15 protein-coding genes are annotated in these 15,179 nt (G+C 38.9%); all 15 read right to left on the bottom strand.

Annotation, left to right across the window (positions count from 1 at the left end; genetic code table 11):
* Positions 1-83 precede the first annotated feature (83 nt).
* On the bottom strand, positions 84-428 hold the full coding sequence (locus tag NQ540_RS02475) for a DNA replication initiation control protein YabA (protein WP_005607192.1): 345 nt from the start codon (positions 426-428) through the stop codon (positions 84-86).
* A gap of 19 nt (positions 429-447) precedes the next feature.
* On the bottom strand, positions 448-1,407 hold the full coding sequence (gene holB / locus NQ540_RS02470) for a DNA polymerase III subunit delta' (RefSeq protein WP_005607193.1): 960 nt from the start codon (positions 1,405-1,407) through the stop codon (positions 448-450).
* A gap of 1 nt (position 1,408) precedes the next feature.
* Entirely contained in the window at positions 1,409-1,738 is a 330-nt protein-coding gene (locus tag NQ540_RS02465; protein ID WP_005607194.1) for a cyclic-di-AMP receptor, read from the bottom strand.
* A gap of 11 nt (positions 1,739-1,749) precedes the next feature.
* Entirely contained in the window at positions 1,750-2,397 is a 648-nt protein-coding gene (gene tmk / locus NQ540_RS02460) for a dTMP kinase (RefSeq protein ID WP_005607195.1), read from the bottom strand.
* 423 nt (positions 2,398-2,820) lie between these two features.
* Complete coding sequence (locus NQ540_RS02455) at positions 2,821-3,003, bottom strand: DUF6903 family protein (RefSeq protein WP_065427280.1); 183 nt, start codon at positions 3,001-3,003, stop codon at positions 2,821-2,823.
* Entirely contained in the window at positions 3,000-5,240 is a 2,241-nt protein-coding gene (gene gnpA / locus NQ540_RS02450) for a 1,3-beta-galactosyl-N-acetylhexosamine phosphorylase (protein WP_005607197.1), read from the bottom strand. Before gnpA ends, NQ540_RS02455 begins: the two co-directional genes overlap by 4 nt.
* A gap of 23 nt (positions 5,241-5,263) precedes the next feature.
* Positions 5,264-6,142 (bottom strand): carbohydrate ABC transporter permease, encoded by an 879-nt coding sequence (locus tag NQ540_RS02445; RefSeq protein WP_005607199.1) that lies wholly within the window; start codon positions 6,140-6,142, stop codon positions 5,264-5,266.
* Between the two features lie 11 nt (positions 6,143-6,153).
* Positions 6,154-7,038 (bottom strand): carbohydrate ABC transporter permease, encoded by an 885-nt coding sequence (locus tag NQ540_RS02440; RefSeq protein ID WP_005607200.1) that lies wholly within the window; start codon positions 7,036-7,038, stop codon positions 6,154-6,156.
* Positions 7,039-7,148: 110 nt separating this feature from the next.
* On the bottom strand, positions 7,149-8,498 hold the full coding sequence (locus tag NQ540_RS02435) for a carbohydrate ABC transporter substrate-binding protein (RefSeq protein ID WP_005607201.1): 1,350 nt from the start codon (positions 8,496-8,498) through the stop codon (positions 7,149-7,151).
* Between the two features lie 207 nt (positions 8,499-8,705).
* On the bottom strand, positions 8,706-9,308 hold the full coding sequence (locus NQ540_RS02430) for a YczE/YyaS/YitT family protein (protein WP_039849198.1): 603 nt from the start codon (positions 9,306-9,308) through the stop codon (positions 8,706-8,708).
* An 11-nt stretch (positions 9,309-9,319) separates the two neighbouring features.
* Positions 9,320-9,499: a hypothetical protein gene (locus NQ540_RS02425; RefSeq protein ID WP_005607204.1), complete on the bottom strand. Its 180-nt coding sequence runs from the start codon at positions 9,497-9,499 to the stop codon at positions 9,320-9,322.
* Positions 9,486-10,172: an NAD(P)H-dependent oxidoreductase gene (locus tag NQ540_RS02420; RefSeq protein WP_005607206.1), complete on the bottom strand. Its 687-nt coding sequence runs from the start codon at positions 10,170-10,172 to the stop codon at positions 9,486-9,488. The genes NQ540_RS02425 and NQ540_RS02420 overlap by 14 nt, the downstream gene beginning before the upstream one ends.
* Position 10,173: 1 nt before the next feature.
* Positions 10,174-11,322 (bottom strand): amidohydrolase, encoded by a 1,149-nt coding sequence (locus NQ540_RS02415; RefSeq protein ID WP_005607209.1) that lies wholly within the window; start codon positions 11,320-11,322, stop codon positions 10,174-10,176.
* Positions 11,323-11,478: 156 nt separating this feature from the next.
* Positions 11,479-13,218: a tetracycline efflux ABC transporter Tet(60) subunit B gene (gene tetB(60) / locus NQ540_RS02410; RefSeq protein ID WP_005607213.1), complete on the bottom strand. Its 1,740-nt coding sequence runs from the start codon at positions 13,216-13,218 to the stop codon at positions 11,479-11,481.
* The gene (gene tetA(60) / locus NQ540_RS02405) at positions 13,215-14,954 is read right to left on the bottom strand and encodes a tetracycline efflux ABC transporter Tet(60) subunit A (protein ID WP_005607214.1); all 1,740 of its coding nucleotides are present in this window, start codon (positions 14,952-14,954) and stop codon (positions 13,215-13,217) included. The genes tetB(60) and tetA(60) overlap by 4 nt, the downstream gene beginning before the upstream one ends.
* Positions 14,955-15,179: the final 225 nt, after the last annotated feature.

Raw genomic sequence — 15,179 nt, 5'->3', positions numbered from 1 at the left:
ATAACAAAAGAGCCTATCCTTCGATAGGCTCTCTTGATGACTTTATTGGTATTTTCTATGACTATCTTGCTTTCTTCCAAGATTTAATGTTCACCAAATAAGATTTCGGTGCAAAACATGCAATTCTCGTCATTTTCTCTACGTTTTCCATAATATAAATTACAAATATGGAACCCTTGATTATAAATATTCTCTAAATTAATCACAGATTGACTACGTTCTTTTTTCTCAACGACTTGATTCGAGATGTGCGTGCTTGAATTCATCGCATCCAAGCGATCTTTCAAGTGGTGATTTTCCATAATCAAATTATGATTTTCTTCTATGACCTTTTGTAATTCCAAAGAAATCTGCTCTAACTCATGCAGTTGCAATAATGTTTGTTTCGTTAATTTCTCAATTCGATCATATAACTGTCTATTTGGCATTCACGCACCTCCTCTTTCTTCATTTTGGGATTTGTAAAACCCATTGTTCTAATACGGCCTGAACTCCTACATTTGATTGTATTTTGGAGAGAGCCTTTGTCATTTTTTCATGTTCTTGAATCCATTGCTTCACACTCAGTTTTCCAGCAATGGTTTTTACGGTTGCTATCTTATCACTTTGAATCAGTTGCCCTTCTAGCCCTTGCGCACAAAGAAGTGCATCACGTATATAGAGTTGCAATAACGTTAAAAATTGCTCACTTTCCACTTTAGAAACTAACAGCGGAAGAACTTGTGATTGAATCGTAATAAAAGCCATCGCTCGATTCGTAAAGATACGAACAAACCAATTCCAACTTTCTTGACGGATTTGTCCAAAGCTTTCACTTTCAAGTAATAATAGGGCTTGATCGGCACTATTAGTTAACTGTGATACTAATTGAGCGGTCACATTAGAGGCCCCTTTTTCCTTTAAAAGGCCATTCACTGTGTCCTCTTGATTCGATTGAAACCTGATAATTTGACAACGAGATTGAATGGTAATGAGCACTTTGCTCAATTGCTCCGTCAATAAAATAAAGTGAATGTTTCCTGTCGGTTCTTCTAAAAATTTTAGTAAACTATTGGCAGCACCTGGAGTCAATGTATCTACCGCATGAATCACACAAATAATTGCACTCGATTCCATTGCTGTTTTGGTTAATTGTGACTTTAAGGCACGGATTTGATTTACTTTAATCGTCGTTCCTTCTGGCTCCACAACGATATAATCGGGAAAGTTTCCATGCTCAATTCGCAGACAATGTTCGCAAACCTGACAAGCACCTTCTCCAACGCTTCGATTCGTACAGTTTAGTATTTTAGCAATTTCTTTCGCCATTTCTGCTTTTCCAATCCCTTTTGCTCCTTCGAACAAATAGGCATGGCTGAATTGCAAATTATCAATGGTACGAATAAATGCTTCTTGCTTCTTTTTCATCTTAGAAACGTAAGAATGAGTCTACTGGTAAAACAAATACCGTAGCCCCACCTACTCGAACAGAAACAGGTGTAGCAATTGCGCTATCTAACATGCTATCAATATGAACAGGAGGAATTGTCATTTGTTCACGTGATTGGCAGTTTTCTTTAATGATGTCCAATGCTTCATCCACTCTTTCTTCTTCGATACCGATAAGGAAAGTTGTATTTCCTGCTCGTAGGAATCCCCCAGTTGTTGATAAACGAGTGGCACGAATATTAGCTTGTGCGAACTCATCTCCTAATAAATGTGCATCTTTATCTTGTACAATAGCAATTAATAATTTCATTTTTCATTCTCCTATCTTGTAAAATAATTTGGGTAACGTTCTACTAATACTTTGAAACACTCATTAACCACTTCTTCAATCGTTTGAGTCGCATCAATGGAAACCATTCTTTCAGGGTATTTCTTTAGTAATTCTAAATACCCTTCTCGAACCATCGTATGGAAACTCAATCCTTCTTGATCTAATCGGTCAAACTGACGATTGCCTCTTGCTTTATGAATTCGCTCTAAACCAACTTCGGCAGGCACATCTAAATACAGTGTCGTACTCGGCGAAAGTCCATCTGTGGCAAATCGATTCAGTTCAGCTACTTCCTCTACTCCAATCCCACGAGCAACCCCTTGATATACTAATGAACTATCTACAAATCGGTCACAAAATACAATGTTCCCTTTTTCCAAATTCGGTAAAATACGATCTTTTAAGTGCTGACGGCGTCCTGCTGCATATAAAATGGCTTCTGTTCTTTCGTCCATTTCGGTATTATTCACATCCAGAATCACTTTCCGAATATCTTCCGCGATACGACTTCCACCAGGCTCTCTTGTTGAAACGATATCCACTAAGGCATGTTTTTGTAACAAAGGAATCAGTTGATTGATGACTGTTGTTTTCCCAGCACCATCCGGCCCTTCCATTGTAATAAACAATCCTTCCATAGTTATCCTCCATCCCTTTCAATATCTTCTTTTTATTATACGCTATTTTCCTCTTATAATAAACCAAATTCCCATCAGATTTATCAGATTTCCATCCCACTTTCTTCGCAAGATACAATATTTAAAAGCACTGTGATTACGGAGAATCCTTGCTAGATTCATATAGTAGCAGTAAAAGGAAAAAGGATTAAAGGTGAATAAATGGGAGTTGGGGATTTATCCCTTACTCCCATTTTGAACTTTAAAGGTGAGAGACTACAGGCTCGAACCGGTCCCCTTTTACAGCTACTATAGAAGAATCTGCAAGGAATCGCAGTAATCACAAACCTTTGGTTTGCACTATTTTATTTTTAAATATTGTGTTTATGCACAAAAGAACAGGGGCTTGTTTGTAAACAAGCCCCTGTTCCTAGTTAAGTTTTATTACCGTTTCATCGATTTTGAGTACGGACGATTGTAATCCCATAGCAAGAGAAGTAATCCAGCTAAACCAACAAGCATTGTTGCAACGCCTTCTTTTCCAACCATCTGATGCCCCAAAATAACTACATAAAAGAATACCAACATCAATACGAAGCGGATCCAATTTTTTACTTTAGGATTCATGATATCTTCTCCCATCTAATTTCACTTGGCTCAAGTTCCACTGCTCTAGATACTCCTTCACCATCATAAACAAGTGTCGATTGTGCTTCATTCGTATTATTCACAATCGCATACACTCCTTTTTCAGGATAAGCATGTACTTCGACTAATGGATTACTTGCATACCATTTTGTTAATTCACTTTCTTTATTCGCTGCGTAGAATAACGCACGCATTAATAATCTTGTGTTTTCTGGTGTGTATGGAAGTCCTGCGATATAAACCCCACGACCTTTTCCGTATGGGTTCGCTGCAAGGTGGATTTCCCCGAATTCTTTTCCTTCGGCATTAGCTGGAAGAACGATTCCTTCTTCAACGCCTCCTGCGCTCACTTTCGGATTGCTAAACTCAAGTACTTCTGTTGCACTCGTTAAGCCATACACGTTTTTAATATTTTCCCCAAAGTCAATCTTATGAACATCTTCAATATCTTCGATAATAAAGTGCTCTTTCAATTCTTTAGTAAAATATTTATCTGTTGAAAGGCTATATCCCATTTCTCTTTCAACGCCCAAAATATCTCCAAGTTGGAAGAATCTTCCTTGGTGATGAACGGCTGTTGGTTCCCCAACTCCGATAAATCCTCCACCATTATACACGAATTCACGAATCCGTGTAATGAGTGTCTCATTCTTCCAAACCTCTCCACCGCTAAATGAAGTTCCGGCATCCCCCGCGTTGATGATGACATCGACACCCTCTGGAACTCCACCATGAATAATATCGTCAAAGCTGATAAAGCTTACGTCCACACTCGCGCCACTTAATGCTTCCATAATTCCAAGGTAAGAATAAATTTGTTTATATGGAAGTTCATGCGCTACCATGTGTGATTGCCATGTTCTTAAGCGTCCCCACGCGTTTAAGATAGCAACTTTCAAACCAGTATATGGTTTTGTATGTTTAACGATATCGTAGATTTCTCTAAATTCATCTGTTACATGTTCAATGTAGTCGACAAATTTAGGGAATTTGTATGCAAGACTTAAATAACCACCGTATCCGATACGGTCTACAGGGTTACGCATGATCGCACGTCTTGCGGATAACCAGTTTTTATTGGCTTCAATCGTAGGATCATTGCCTTCACGGAATACATCTGGGAAGAAGTATGGTAAGAATCTTCCTTCTGTATATTTTACGTGTGGAATATCTGAAATCATACGAAGAGTTGCTCCGCCGCCGACAGAACCAACCACTGCATCTAATCCGATTTGTTCGAAGTATGGTCCATATGGTTCAGTTCCAATCCAGTTATCTCCTAAGAACATCATCGCTTCTTTACCAGCATCGTGTACTTCGTCGACTAGTTTTTTGGCTTCTCTGGCAACAAATGCTTGAATGAAGTCGATATAGTCTAAGTACGCTTTACTTGGTGTACGGAATGTTGAGTTGTAATACCCTTCATCCACAATATCTTCGGCTCTTAAGCGATAGCCTTTTTCCTTGGCAAAAGCTTCTAGCGCTGCGACTGAAACGCTAGCACCATATCCGAACCAGTCCACAAATTTTTCTTTTCCTAAGTTGTTGAAAATCAATGTGAAATGATAGAAGAACGTTGTGAAACGAACCACATCTGTATCCGGATTCTCTTTTAACCATTGTTTTAAATAATCATGCATAAATTGATTTGAATGCGGTCCACGTACATCAAATGGAATATCATGAGGAACATCTCCCCAGTTATTCGTAATATGATTGTACATTTGTGTTGGATCCCAAATCGCATACACTAAGAACGACACGGTATATTCATGGAAAGGCTTTGTCCCTTGAATCGTAACCGTATTATTTTCTTGGTTAATCGACCAACGTTCTACCGGAACAACTTCTCCTGTTGTACGGTCAATGACTTCCCAATATTTTTTTGGATCATGCACATAATCTGGTTGAACTTGATCTTCAAAGTACCCTTCCATAAATGGAATCGTTAATGTTTCTTCTGTTGCTAACCAAAATTTAGACATTACGAAGATTTGTTGGCACTCTTCCATATAATCTTTAATAAAATCATTGTGATTTCGTGCTACAAAATACGTCGTATAAATTTTTGCATCTAATTGTTTGGTTGCCTCATCAAGCTTTGTCCCGTCACTATCACGAATGGCATCGGCACCCCAACGCTCGAGTAATTCTTTTGTTTGCTCTAAAAAATTAGATTCACTTGGTAGGGTTAAACGCCCTTTTGTTTTACCCATATACTCTCCTCCTGCGATGACGACTACTCTTTCGAGCCTCCCAATGTCATCCCTTGTGTTAATTTATTTTGAACTAAAATATATAAAATCAATGTTGGTAACATTACGATTACCATCCCTGCGTACATTTGACCATATTCCGCCGCACCACGTTGTGCTTGAAGTAAGTTCTTAAGTCCTACAGGAAGTGTTTGATTTTTACCTGGCATCAATGTCAAAGCAATAATGTATTCATTCCAGAAAGATAGGAAGTTAAACAAAATTACTGTGATAATACTTGGTCGTGCCATTGGTGTCATTACACGAAGCATTGTTGTGAAATATCCTGCACCGTCGATCGATGCTGCTTCTTCAAAGGTTGTCGGTAATGTTTTGAAGAAATTCGATAATAAATAAATCGTGAATGGCAATGATGTTGCTGCATAGACAACAGCTAAGACAAAAATATTATTTAGGAAGAAGCCGTTTATTCCGAGTCCTTTTAATCCTTTATCCCAGTCGAGTAACATTAAGAAGATTGGCACCACAATGTAGTTTACATTGATGAATAATCCGCCTTTTAACAATGAATTCACGAATCGACTTCCTGGGAATTTATAACGAGCTAATACATAAGAAGATGGAATCGCTACAACTACTAAAATAACCAATGCCAAAGCGGTAACAATAACGGAATTGAGCAAGTAATCTCCCATTTTCGCCTTATTCCAAGCATCTAAAAAGTTTTGCCAGTAGAAACCTTCTGGCAAGGTCCATGGCGAACCATAAAATTCTCTATTTTCTTTAATAGAAGCTAAGAAGACCCATCCGACAGGTACAATAATACTAATCGCTAATGTAATTAGCGCAACATAGATGAAAGCCTTATAAAGCTTTTCAAATGAACGTGTTTGTCCTTTCATGATCTCCCCTCCTAGTATTCAAGAATATCGCGTTTCGTAATGTGACTTACGATACCGGATAATCCAAATGAGAATATAAAGACAACTACCCCGATAGCCATACCGTATCCGTATGAAGAGTTTGTATAAGCTTGTTTGAACATGTAGCTTAAGAACACTTCCGTAGATCCGTCTGGTCCACCGTCTGTCAAGATTTGTACAAGTAAGAAACTTAAGTTAATCGTACTAATAATGAAGAATGTTAATGTTGTACGAATACTGTTCCAAATTAATGGCAATGTAACGTTAAAGAATTTTCCAATTTTTCCAGCTCCATCAAGGTCTGCAGCTTCATATAAGCTAGCTGGAATATTCGCCATCCCTGCCATGTACATTACCATGTAATATCCAATCGCTTGCCAAATGAGCGCGAATGCTAATGAATAAATAACAATACTTTGATCTCCAAGCCATAATCGATTCCATGCTTCTGGTAAAATCGCATTTAATAGACCTGCTTTTGGATCGTATACTGCTGATAAAATCCCTGCAATAACTACGATTGATAAAATATTAGGAATATAGAAAATGATTCTAAACAAATTATTTCCACGAATCTTTTCTGTTGAAAGAATCGCTGCAAAAACAACTGCTAATACAACTGTAAAGATCGTTACAACTACAATGAGTAAGATTGTATTTTGCATTGTTCTAAAGAAGTTTTCATCCATCCATAAAATTTTAAAATTATCTAAACCAACAAATTCCTTATTATTTGAAAATCCGCCCCATCTAAAAAGTGACATACGGAATACTTCAATTGTTGGATAAATCATGAACGTAAAAAATAAAATTAGTGCAGGTAATAAACACACGAGAATAAATAAATTTCTCTCTCTTTTTCTACGATTTTTCATCGTTCTGCCCTCTTTCCAACCATTTTTAGATAAAATGAGAGTGGGTGGAAGGAATTTTCACCCTTGAAAATTGCTTCGCATCCCACTCCTATTTAATTCTTTCTATCGAATTATTGAACTGCTGCTTTTAACTTTTGGCTAACTTCTTCAACAGATTTTTGCCATTCAGCAATTGTTTTTTGACCAGATGCTACAGAGTCAATTTGTCCATATAATGTATCCTTCATGCTTACACCTTCAACTGGTTTAGTAGCTACGAAGTTACCATTAATAACACCATCTACTTCATCTACAACTTTATATAATGCTTTCAATTCTTCTGGTAATTTTGCTGTTACGCCTTGAATTGGTTGTGCTGCATTGTATTTAGCAAAGATTTCAGCTGCTTTATCTGAGTACAAGAATGATAAGAATTCTTTAGCTGCTGCTTGATTCTTAGATTCTTTTGGAACCCAAATGTGTTCGAAGAATGAGTAAACGTAACGTTTGCCACCTTTTTCGATTGCTGGAGCAGCAGTCATAGCCCATTTGAAGCCATCAGCTCTAGGAGCTTTTGCCATTTCACCAACTACCCAAGTACCGTTAGGCATGAATAATGCTTTGTTGTCTAAGATTAATTGTTGGTTCTTAGTGAAGCTTTGTTTATTTGCATTTGCAACTGTTGAAGGTTCAACATTTGATAATAATGTTCCCATTGCTTCAAAAGCTTTAGTTGCTTCTGGAGAAGTGAATACACCAGTTTCATATTTCATTGCTTTGTTGAATAAATCAACACCACCAGCGTTTGCTAATAATGCTGGGAAGAAGCTATCTAAGTATCCTGTTGTTGGATAAGTGAATAGTGAAATGTTTTCTTTCTTAGCTTTTTCAGCTAATTCTTTCATACCAGCAACATCTTTTGGAACTTCCCAACCTTTAGATTTGAATAATCCTTCGTTGTAGAATAATCCTGTTGGAGCGTAGAACATTGGTGCTAAGTAGTGTTTTCCATCTCCATAAGGGTCAGTTACTGTAGATCCTAATACATTGTTTAATAATTTTTCAGAAACTTTTTTATCTTCGCCATATACTTTCATGTCGAATAAGTCTGTTAAATCAGCTAATGCTTTATCTTTAATTAAAGTTTCTGGTAATGCTTGTTTACGTCCTAATGCAAGCATTACGATATCTGGATAATCTCCTGCTTTCATTTGAGGCGTGATTTTATCTTCAATTTCTTTATCTTGAGTCAATTCCACTTTTACGTTTGGATTTGCTTCTTCATAAGCTTTGATGATTGCTGGCCACATTTCTGAACCATAACCACTTTCTAAAGCTGCTAATTTAAGAGTTGTTTTCTCTTTACTTTCTGCTTTAGTTGTTGAATCCGCCTTACTAGTGTTATTGCTGTTATTTCCGCAAGCTGCTAAAGTTACACTTGCTAATAACGCTGCACTTGATAGTAATACTTTCTTTTTCATGTTGTCTCCCCCTAGTTTCTATTACTTTTTAAGACATCTTCAGTTTACTATGGAAAAACCGCTTTCACAATAACTATTTTGCTTTCGACTTGTACTATTTTGCTGTCTTAGAAAACGATACCATCAAAATTTTCATTTTTCTTTTTGTTTATAAAAAATTAAATCCTATTTACAAGAGTACTCCTCCTGCAAATAGGATATGCTTTCTTATTTAATGGGAAGCAATTTTTTTAAAATCACCATTGTCTGGTCCATAATCACTCCACTAATTACTAGTGAAACAACTGGTCCAATCGTTGGCCATTGTCCCATAATAGCTGCGGTAATCACACAACTAGCATCAATTAAGAATTTGTTTCGTGGTATAGAGGTTTTGAATTTTTCGTGTAAAGCAAGAGTTGCGGCGATATAAGGCCCCACTCCAAGTTCTGCTAAGGCATAAACGGCACATCCTATGGCAATTAAGGCAATCCCTACAACCATCGCAATTATTTTTATGGTGATATCCATTTCGGCAAGTGCTCTAAAATCGAACAGGTCAATAAAGAAACTTTGCAAGAACATCCCTACAACCGTACCAAATCCAATATATCTCCAGTTAATACTGAGCGTAATCGCAAGAAATACAAGAGATACAATAATGTTACTCATTGCCATACTAACCCCAAAGGTGCGATTTAATCCTTCCCACACAAGAACGACAACGTCAGCTCCTAATGTACTCGAACCAGCCATCTTTGCGCCTAGCCCGATTAAAAAACAGGAAATGACTAATAAAACTAATCGAAGTCCTAATTTATCTTTTTTCAATCTCATTCTCCTTATTTAGACCAGTTTTCTGGACTCCACATCCGCCCATCTAACTCTCCATGTGCTTGTTCAATTCGTTTTGCTTGTTCTAAAAGAAGAGTTTTTGCCGCCACAAGCAAAGCGCGTTCTTTATATTCTTTTTCTTCCGCAATCCATGCATCAAGTAACCTGATCTTCTCAATAATCTCCATATTGACTCTCCTCCCAAGCACTCAGATGCATCTCGAGCTCCATTCTTTCGTCCTGGTTCTCTTTGATCCACTCTGCGATTTGTTCCCACTCGGCACCTTTCATTGATTGTGCACGTTCGATAAACCAATCTTCTGCATTTTTTAATGTTCCGTGATGTTCTTTCGTTACATATTGTAAATATTCCACGAGTAAGGCTTGTTTCGCCTCTTCCGTCTTATAATCAAATTGATGGACTTCAAAAATCGGTAAATACTTCCAACCCATTGCATTTGCTAACGCTTGGAATGGACGCATAAGTTCCGAAATCGTAAATTGCTCTTTCCCTCCTGCACGGAAGGCTTCTTCTTTCACCCCAAGTGTTACAACGATTCCGAGTTCTTTAATTTGCTTAGCAAAAGGCGCACTCTTACTCATCACCGTATCGATCCATTCCTTCATGACAGCAGGTGCTTGGTACCAATACATCGGGAATTGAAGAATGAGTCTTTTGGTTCCACTTTCTAACAGTGCTTTTTCTTCAGTCGCTCTTGTAAAATGAGGTTTTCTCTCACTCCATACTTCATCCATGTAGCGAATCGTTATAGCTTCTTCGCCTTTTAACGTTGCTAGGAAAAATTGTTGGCTCGATGAGGTTTGAATCGTTGGATGGCTAATGACCACCATTGTTTTCATATTACGCGTTTCCTTTCTGTGAAAGAACTTCTAAAAGTGCATTCGTATTGTCCACAAAATATTGAATCGCAAACGGTAATGCTGCATCATCCACCAAGAACGCTGGGTGATGCCATTCGCGAGGGCAACCTGTTCCAATAAAGACAAAACATCCTGGAACATGTTCCATATAATTGGCAAAATCTTCTGCTCCTAAAGTTACTTGTGGGGTTACCACTGTTGCAAATTTCTCAGTTGTACGTCTCACTACTTTTGTAATTTCTACGTCATTATGCACGACTGGCGGCGTTAAAATCCATTCAATACTTCCTTTTTGTCCATATACATCCGCTGTTTGAACAATCATCTTCTCGAATTGCTCCGTCATTTGTCGCTCAACTTCTTTATTAAAGGTGCGAATCGTTCCTTCAAAAAATACTTTCTCCGGAATCACATTCCATGTATTCCCTGCTTCGATATGCGATACGCTTAATACCACTGGTTCAAGTGGAGAAGTATGACGAGCGACAATCGCTTGGGCGTTAGCAATCACTTGGCAAGCCGTAACGATGGGGTCGTTTCCGTTATGCGGTGCTGCAGCGTGCGTTCCTACCCCTGTAATTTCGGCTTTAAACTGGCCGACTGCTGCCATCAGAGGTCCTTCCTTCACACCAATCGTTCCAACTGGAAGTTCTGGCTTATTATGGAATCCAATAATCGCGTCCACTCCCTCAAGCACGCCTTCAGAAATCAAAGCGCGTGCTCCTTGGTTACTTTCTTCGGCTGGTTGGAAAATAAAACGAACTTTCCCTTGTAATTTGTCTTCTTGAGCCTTTAATACTTGAATGGCTCCCAGCAAGCTTGCGGTATGGAAATCATGTCCACACGCATGCATCGCTCCTTCATTTTTCGAAGCATAATCTAATCCTGTTTGTTCTACAATCGGTAAAGCGTCGATGTCAGCACGTAAGGCTAATATTGGCCCCTCACCATTTCCAATTTCTGCGACGACTCCTGTTTTTGACTGTAAATTCCAACAGACAAGCCCCATCGCTTCTAAGGTTTCGCGTATATAGCGTGTTGTTTCAACTTCTTCTCCGGATACTTCTGGATACATATGTAAATGACGGCTGTGCGTTGTTGCACGTTCAATAACTTCTTTCGTAATCATACGTTCTCTCCTCAATCAGTTTCCTACACATTGTAACAAACTAAGAGGCGTAATGCACCATGAATTCCCTTGAAAAAACACTAAAAAAATAAAGTTGTTTGCAACGAAAGAAAAGACACTGTTTCAAAGGAAACAGCGTCTTATATTTTTTATACATTAGCCTTTTTGAAGTGCGACCATTTCGGCATATTGACCTTGCAGTTGAAGTAATTCATCATGCGTTCCACGTTCCACAATTTCTCCTTTATCCAACACAAAAATTTGGTCAGCATGAGCAATGGTAGAAAGTCGGTGAGCAATCATAAAGGTTGTACGCCCTTCTTTTACGACATTAATTGCATTCTGAATAATTTCTTCCGTCTCGGTATCGATATGCGAAGTCGCTTCATCTAAAATTAAGATTTTCGGGTCAAAGACGATCGCACGAGCAAATGAAATCAATTGACGTTCTCCGGAAGAAAAATCCATTCCTTTTTCCTTCACCTCGTAGTCGAGTCCCTTGTCACTCTTCGTGAGTAGATGGCCTCCGCCTACTTTAATGAGCGCCTCTTTAATCGTCTCAGGCTGAATCGATTCATTGTTGAGCCCTACGTTTGAAGCAATCGTTCCTGTAAAGAGGTACGGATCTTGAAGAACGATTCCCATCTCGCTTCGAACACTATGTCTGTTAAAGTCGCGTGTGTTTTTTCCATCGATGAAGATAGCACCACTCGTTGGATCGTAGAAGCGAAACAGTAAGTTCATAATGGATGATTTCCCTGAACCAGTATGACCGACAAAGGCCACCGTCTGCCCAGGTTCTACCGTGAAATTCAAGTGTTTCAACACAGGAACGTCAGGTGTATACGCAAAGCTCACATCTTTAAATTCAATCCGTCCTTCATCAAACGTGAAGAGCTCTTCTCCTGAATCCTCGCTTGGTGTATCCATTAATTCGAATACACGATCACCGGCAGCCATTGATTGTTGGAAACCTGATACGACATTCATAAAAGTTTGAATCGGTTCATATATACGGTTAATGTAGTCAATAAACGCATATAAAAGACCTGCTGAAATCCCGAGTGTTCCACCGATAAACTGCATACTGAAATAATAGATAACTCCAAAATGAGTAATGTTTCGAAGCATGCCGACAAGACTCCACGAGAAGTACGACTCAAGAATTAATTCCTTACGACCAATTTCTAGCCAAGAAGTTGCAGTTGCTTCATATTCTGAAACAATTTTTTCTTCTTTCTGGAAGGCTTGAACGATGCCTGCTCCTTGAATGCTTTCGTTTAATTGTCCACTCAACTGACTGTAGAGTTCACGATTTTCGGAATAGTATTTTTTCTGCTTCGTAGCAACGGTTCTCTGCCATAGAATCATCACAGGAACTAGGAATAATAATACGAGTCCTAGCGTTGCGTTTAATAAGAAAATGGTTATATAAACACCTACCAACATCACAATCGTACTGAAAAGCGTCGAAATCCCACTCACGTAGAAGTTTGCACGCACTGATTCTGTATCACTTGTAATTCTAGAAACCACTTTCCCAGCTGGTAAATGGTCGAAGTACGATACCGGCAAGGTTTGTACATGCTCGAACACTTCGTCGCGAATACGTTTTGCAATACGGTTTGAGAGAGTCCTCATATATACACGGTTTAAATAGGCCCCAGCAACTCCCACTAAGTTCACTGTCACGTATATACCAACCCATAAAAGTAGACCACCTGCTTTGAAATCATGCGCCTGCCCCATCGGAGTAATCACATTATCGATAATGTGTTTCGCAACGAGTGGCCCTGTTAAGGTTGCTCCTGTTGAGAGTAACAGGCAGAAGAGTCCAATCAGAACTCCTTTTTTCTCATAACGGAGGTAGCTTAATAATCGCTTCATCGTTCTCATTCGATTTCCTCCTCCATTTCTTGTGTGAGGTACTGTTCATAGTACCATCCTCGTTGTTCGAGCAGCTCCTCGTGGGTACCCCTCTCACTAATACGTCCTTCATTCATCACAATAATTTCATCCGCATGACGAATTGCAGAAAGTCTGTGCGCAGAAATGATATTCATACAACCTCCGCGTTCTTGTTGCAAGTGCGAGATAATTTCCCTTTCCGTTTTCGCATCAACTGCAGATAACGCATCATCCAATATTAAACATTCACGGTTGCGTAAGAAAGCACGCGCAATCGATAATCGTTGTTTTTGCCCTCCACTGAGCGATACCCCTTTTTCTCCGACCATCGTATCGAGCTCGTCTGGCATTCGTTTCACGTCTCCTTCAAAAGAGGCTAGCGTCAACGCTTCCCAAATTTCATCATCCGTTGCATCCTCTTTTCCGAATAACATATTCTCACGAATCGTGCGTGAGAAAAGTGTATGCTCTTGTGGTACATAGGCCAAATGCCCTGCCACCGTTTGACTATCGTAATCAATCAACGGTTCTGCGTTAATAAAGAGCTTTTCTCCTTTGTAGGGGAATTGGTGTAATAATTGCATCAAGAGCGTTGTTTTTCCAGAACCTGTTTTCCCCACGATTCCAAGAGTCTCGCCTTTTTTCAAAGTAAGATTAATTCCTTTTAATAAGGACGCCTCTTCTCCTGGATACGTAAAATGGAAGTCTTTAAACTCTATCGATTCAATCGTCTCGAGCGCTTTTGTTCCACCACGTTCGATGTCATCGTCATATCTTAATATTTCATTAATACGCTCGGTTGCCACTTTTCCGCGTTTGTAGTTCGTGATAATATCGCCAATCATAAACATCGGCCACATAATAGCCCCCATATACACTTGAAAGGCAATGACATCCCCGACGAGAATAGTCCCAGTCGATACTAAGTATCCACCGTAGAGAAGTGCAATGGTAAAGCTGATCATCATAAATAATTGTGCCAATGGAATAAAGCGAGATTCAATTTCTGACACAATGATATTTTGTTTCATAGCCTTTTTCGTTTTCGCACGAAACTCATCCATCATCGCATCTTCTTGCCCGTAAGCTCGAATGACGTAGGTACCGTCAATCATCTCCAGTACTTCATTATTTAATTGCGAAACTGCATTTTGTGCCTTGTTGTACTCTTCTTCGAGATCAAATCCCCATTTATACACGAGATATGAAAGGATTGGAAGTGGTAAAACCGCAACGATAGTCAGTGGCAACGAAATCGTTGTGACCATCATATAAATCGATACCGTCACCATCAATGTTGAGTTCATGAGTGCAAACATTCCGAACCCCATCATATCGCCAATCGTCATCACATCTTCACTGCTACGGGTAATAATATCCCCTGTTCTAAAATGCGCATAAAACGGAATTTTCTTCATCAAATTATTCTGCAATAATTTCACACGCAATTCCTTTTGCATTTCATAATAGCCCATAAAAATCAAATTTGTCCAAATACTCTCCGTAATATAGGCCACGAGAATAATCCCTACTAAAATCACGAGTTGCGTCCAGAGCCAATCGCCGTTCAGTTCACTCGCGACGATTTTATCGACTACTTGTCCCACAATTCTAGCGGGATAAACCGCAGCAATACTACTTGCAACCATCAATACAAAACTAACAAGATAGCGCATCGGATGTTTTTTTATAAAGCCTATCACTAATTTTATTAAATCGTTCATCGTTTTCCTCCATCAAAAAAAGCCGTCACCTTCCCCACGCATGGAAAAAGTAACAGCTTCATTCCTAATCTCATCTAAAAAAATGCGCTATAACTGAATCACTTGAATTGGAAGGTTCATCATTCTATTCACTCGTTTTTCTACTAAGTTGTTCATTGATTTCTCCTCCAATCTCTCAAAATTTTATGTTACATTTGAAATTATACCTTAAATCGCTGTCATGTC

It is taken from the genome of Granulicatella adiacens ATCC 49175, assembly GCF_025150565.1.
GTDB classification, from domain to species: domain Bacteria; phylum Bacillota; class Bacilli; order Lactobacillales; family Aerococcaceae; genus Granulicatella; species Granulicatella adiacens.
The sequence above is the reverse complement of the archived record's forward strand: the minus strand, read 5'-3'. Positions and strand labels throughout refer to the sequence as shown.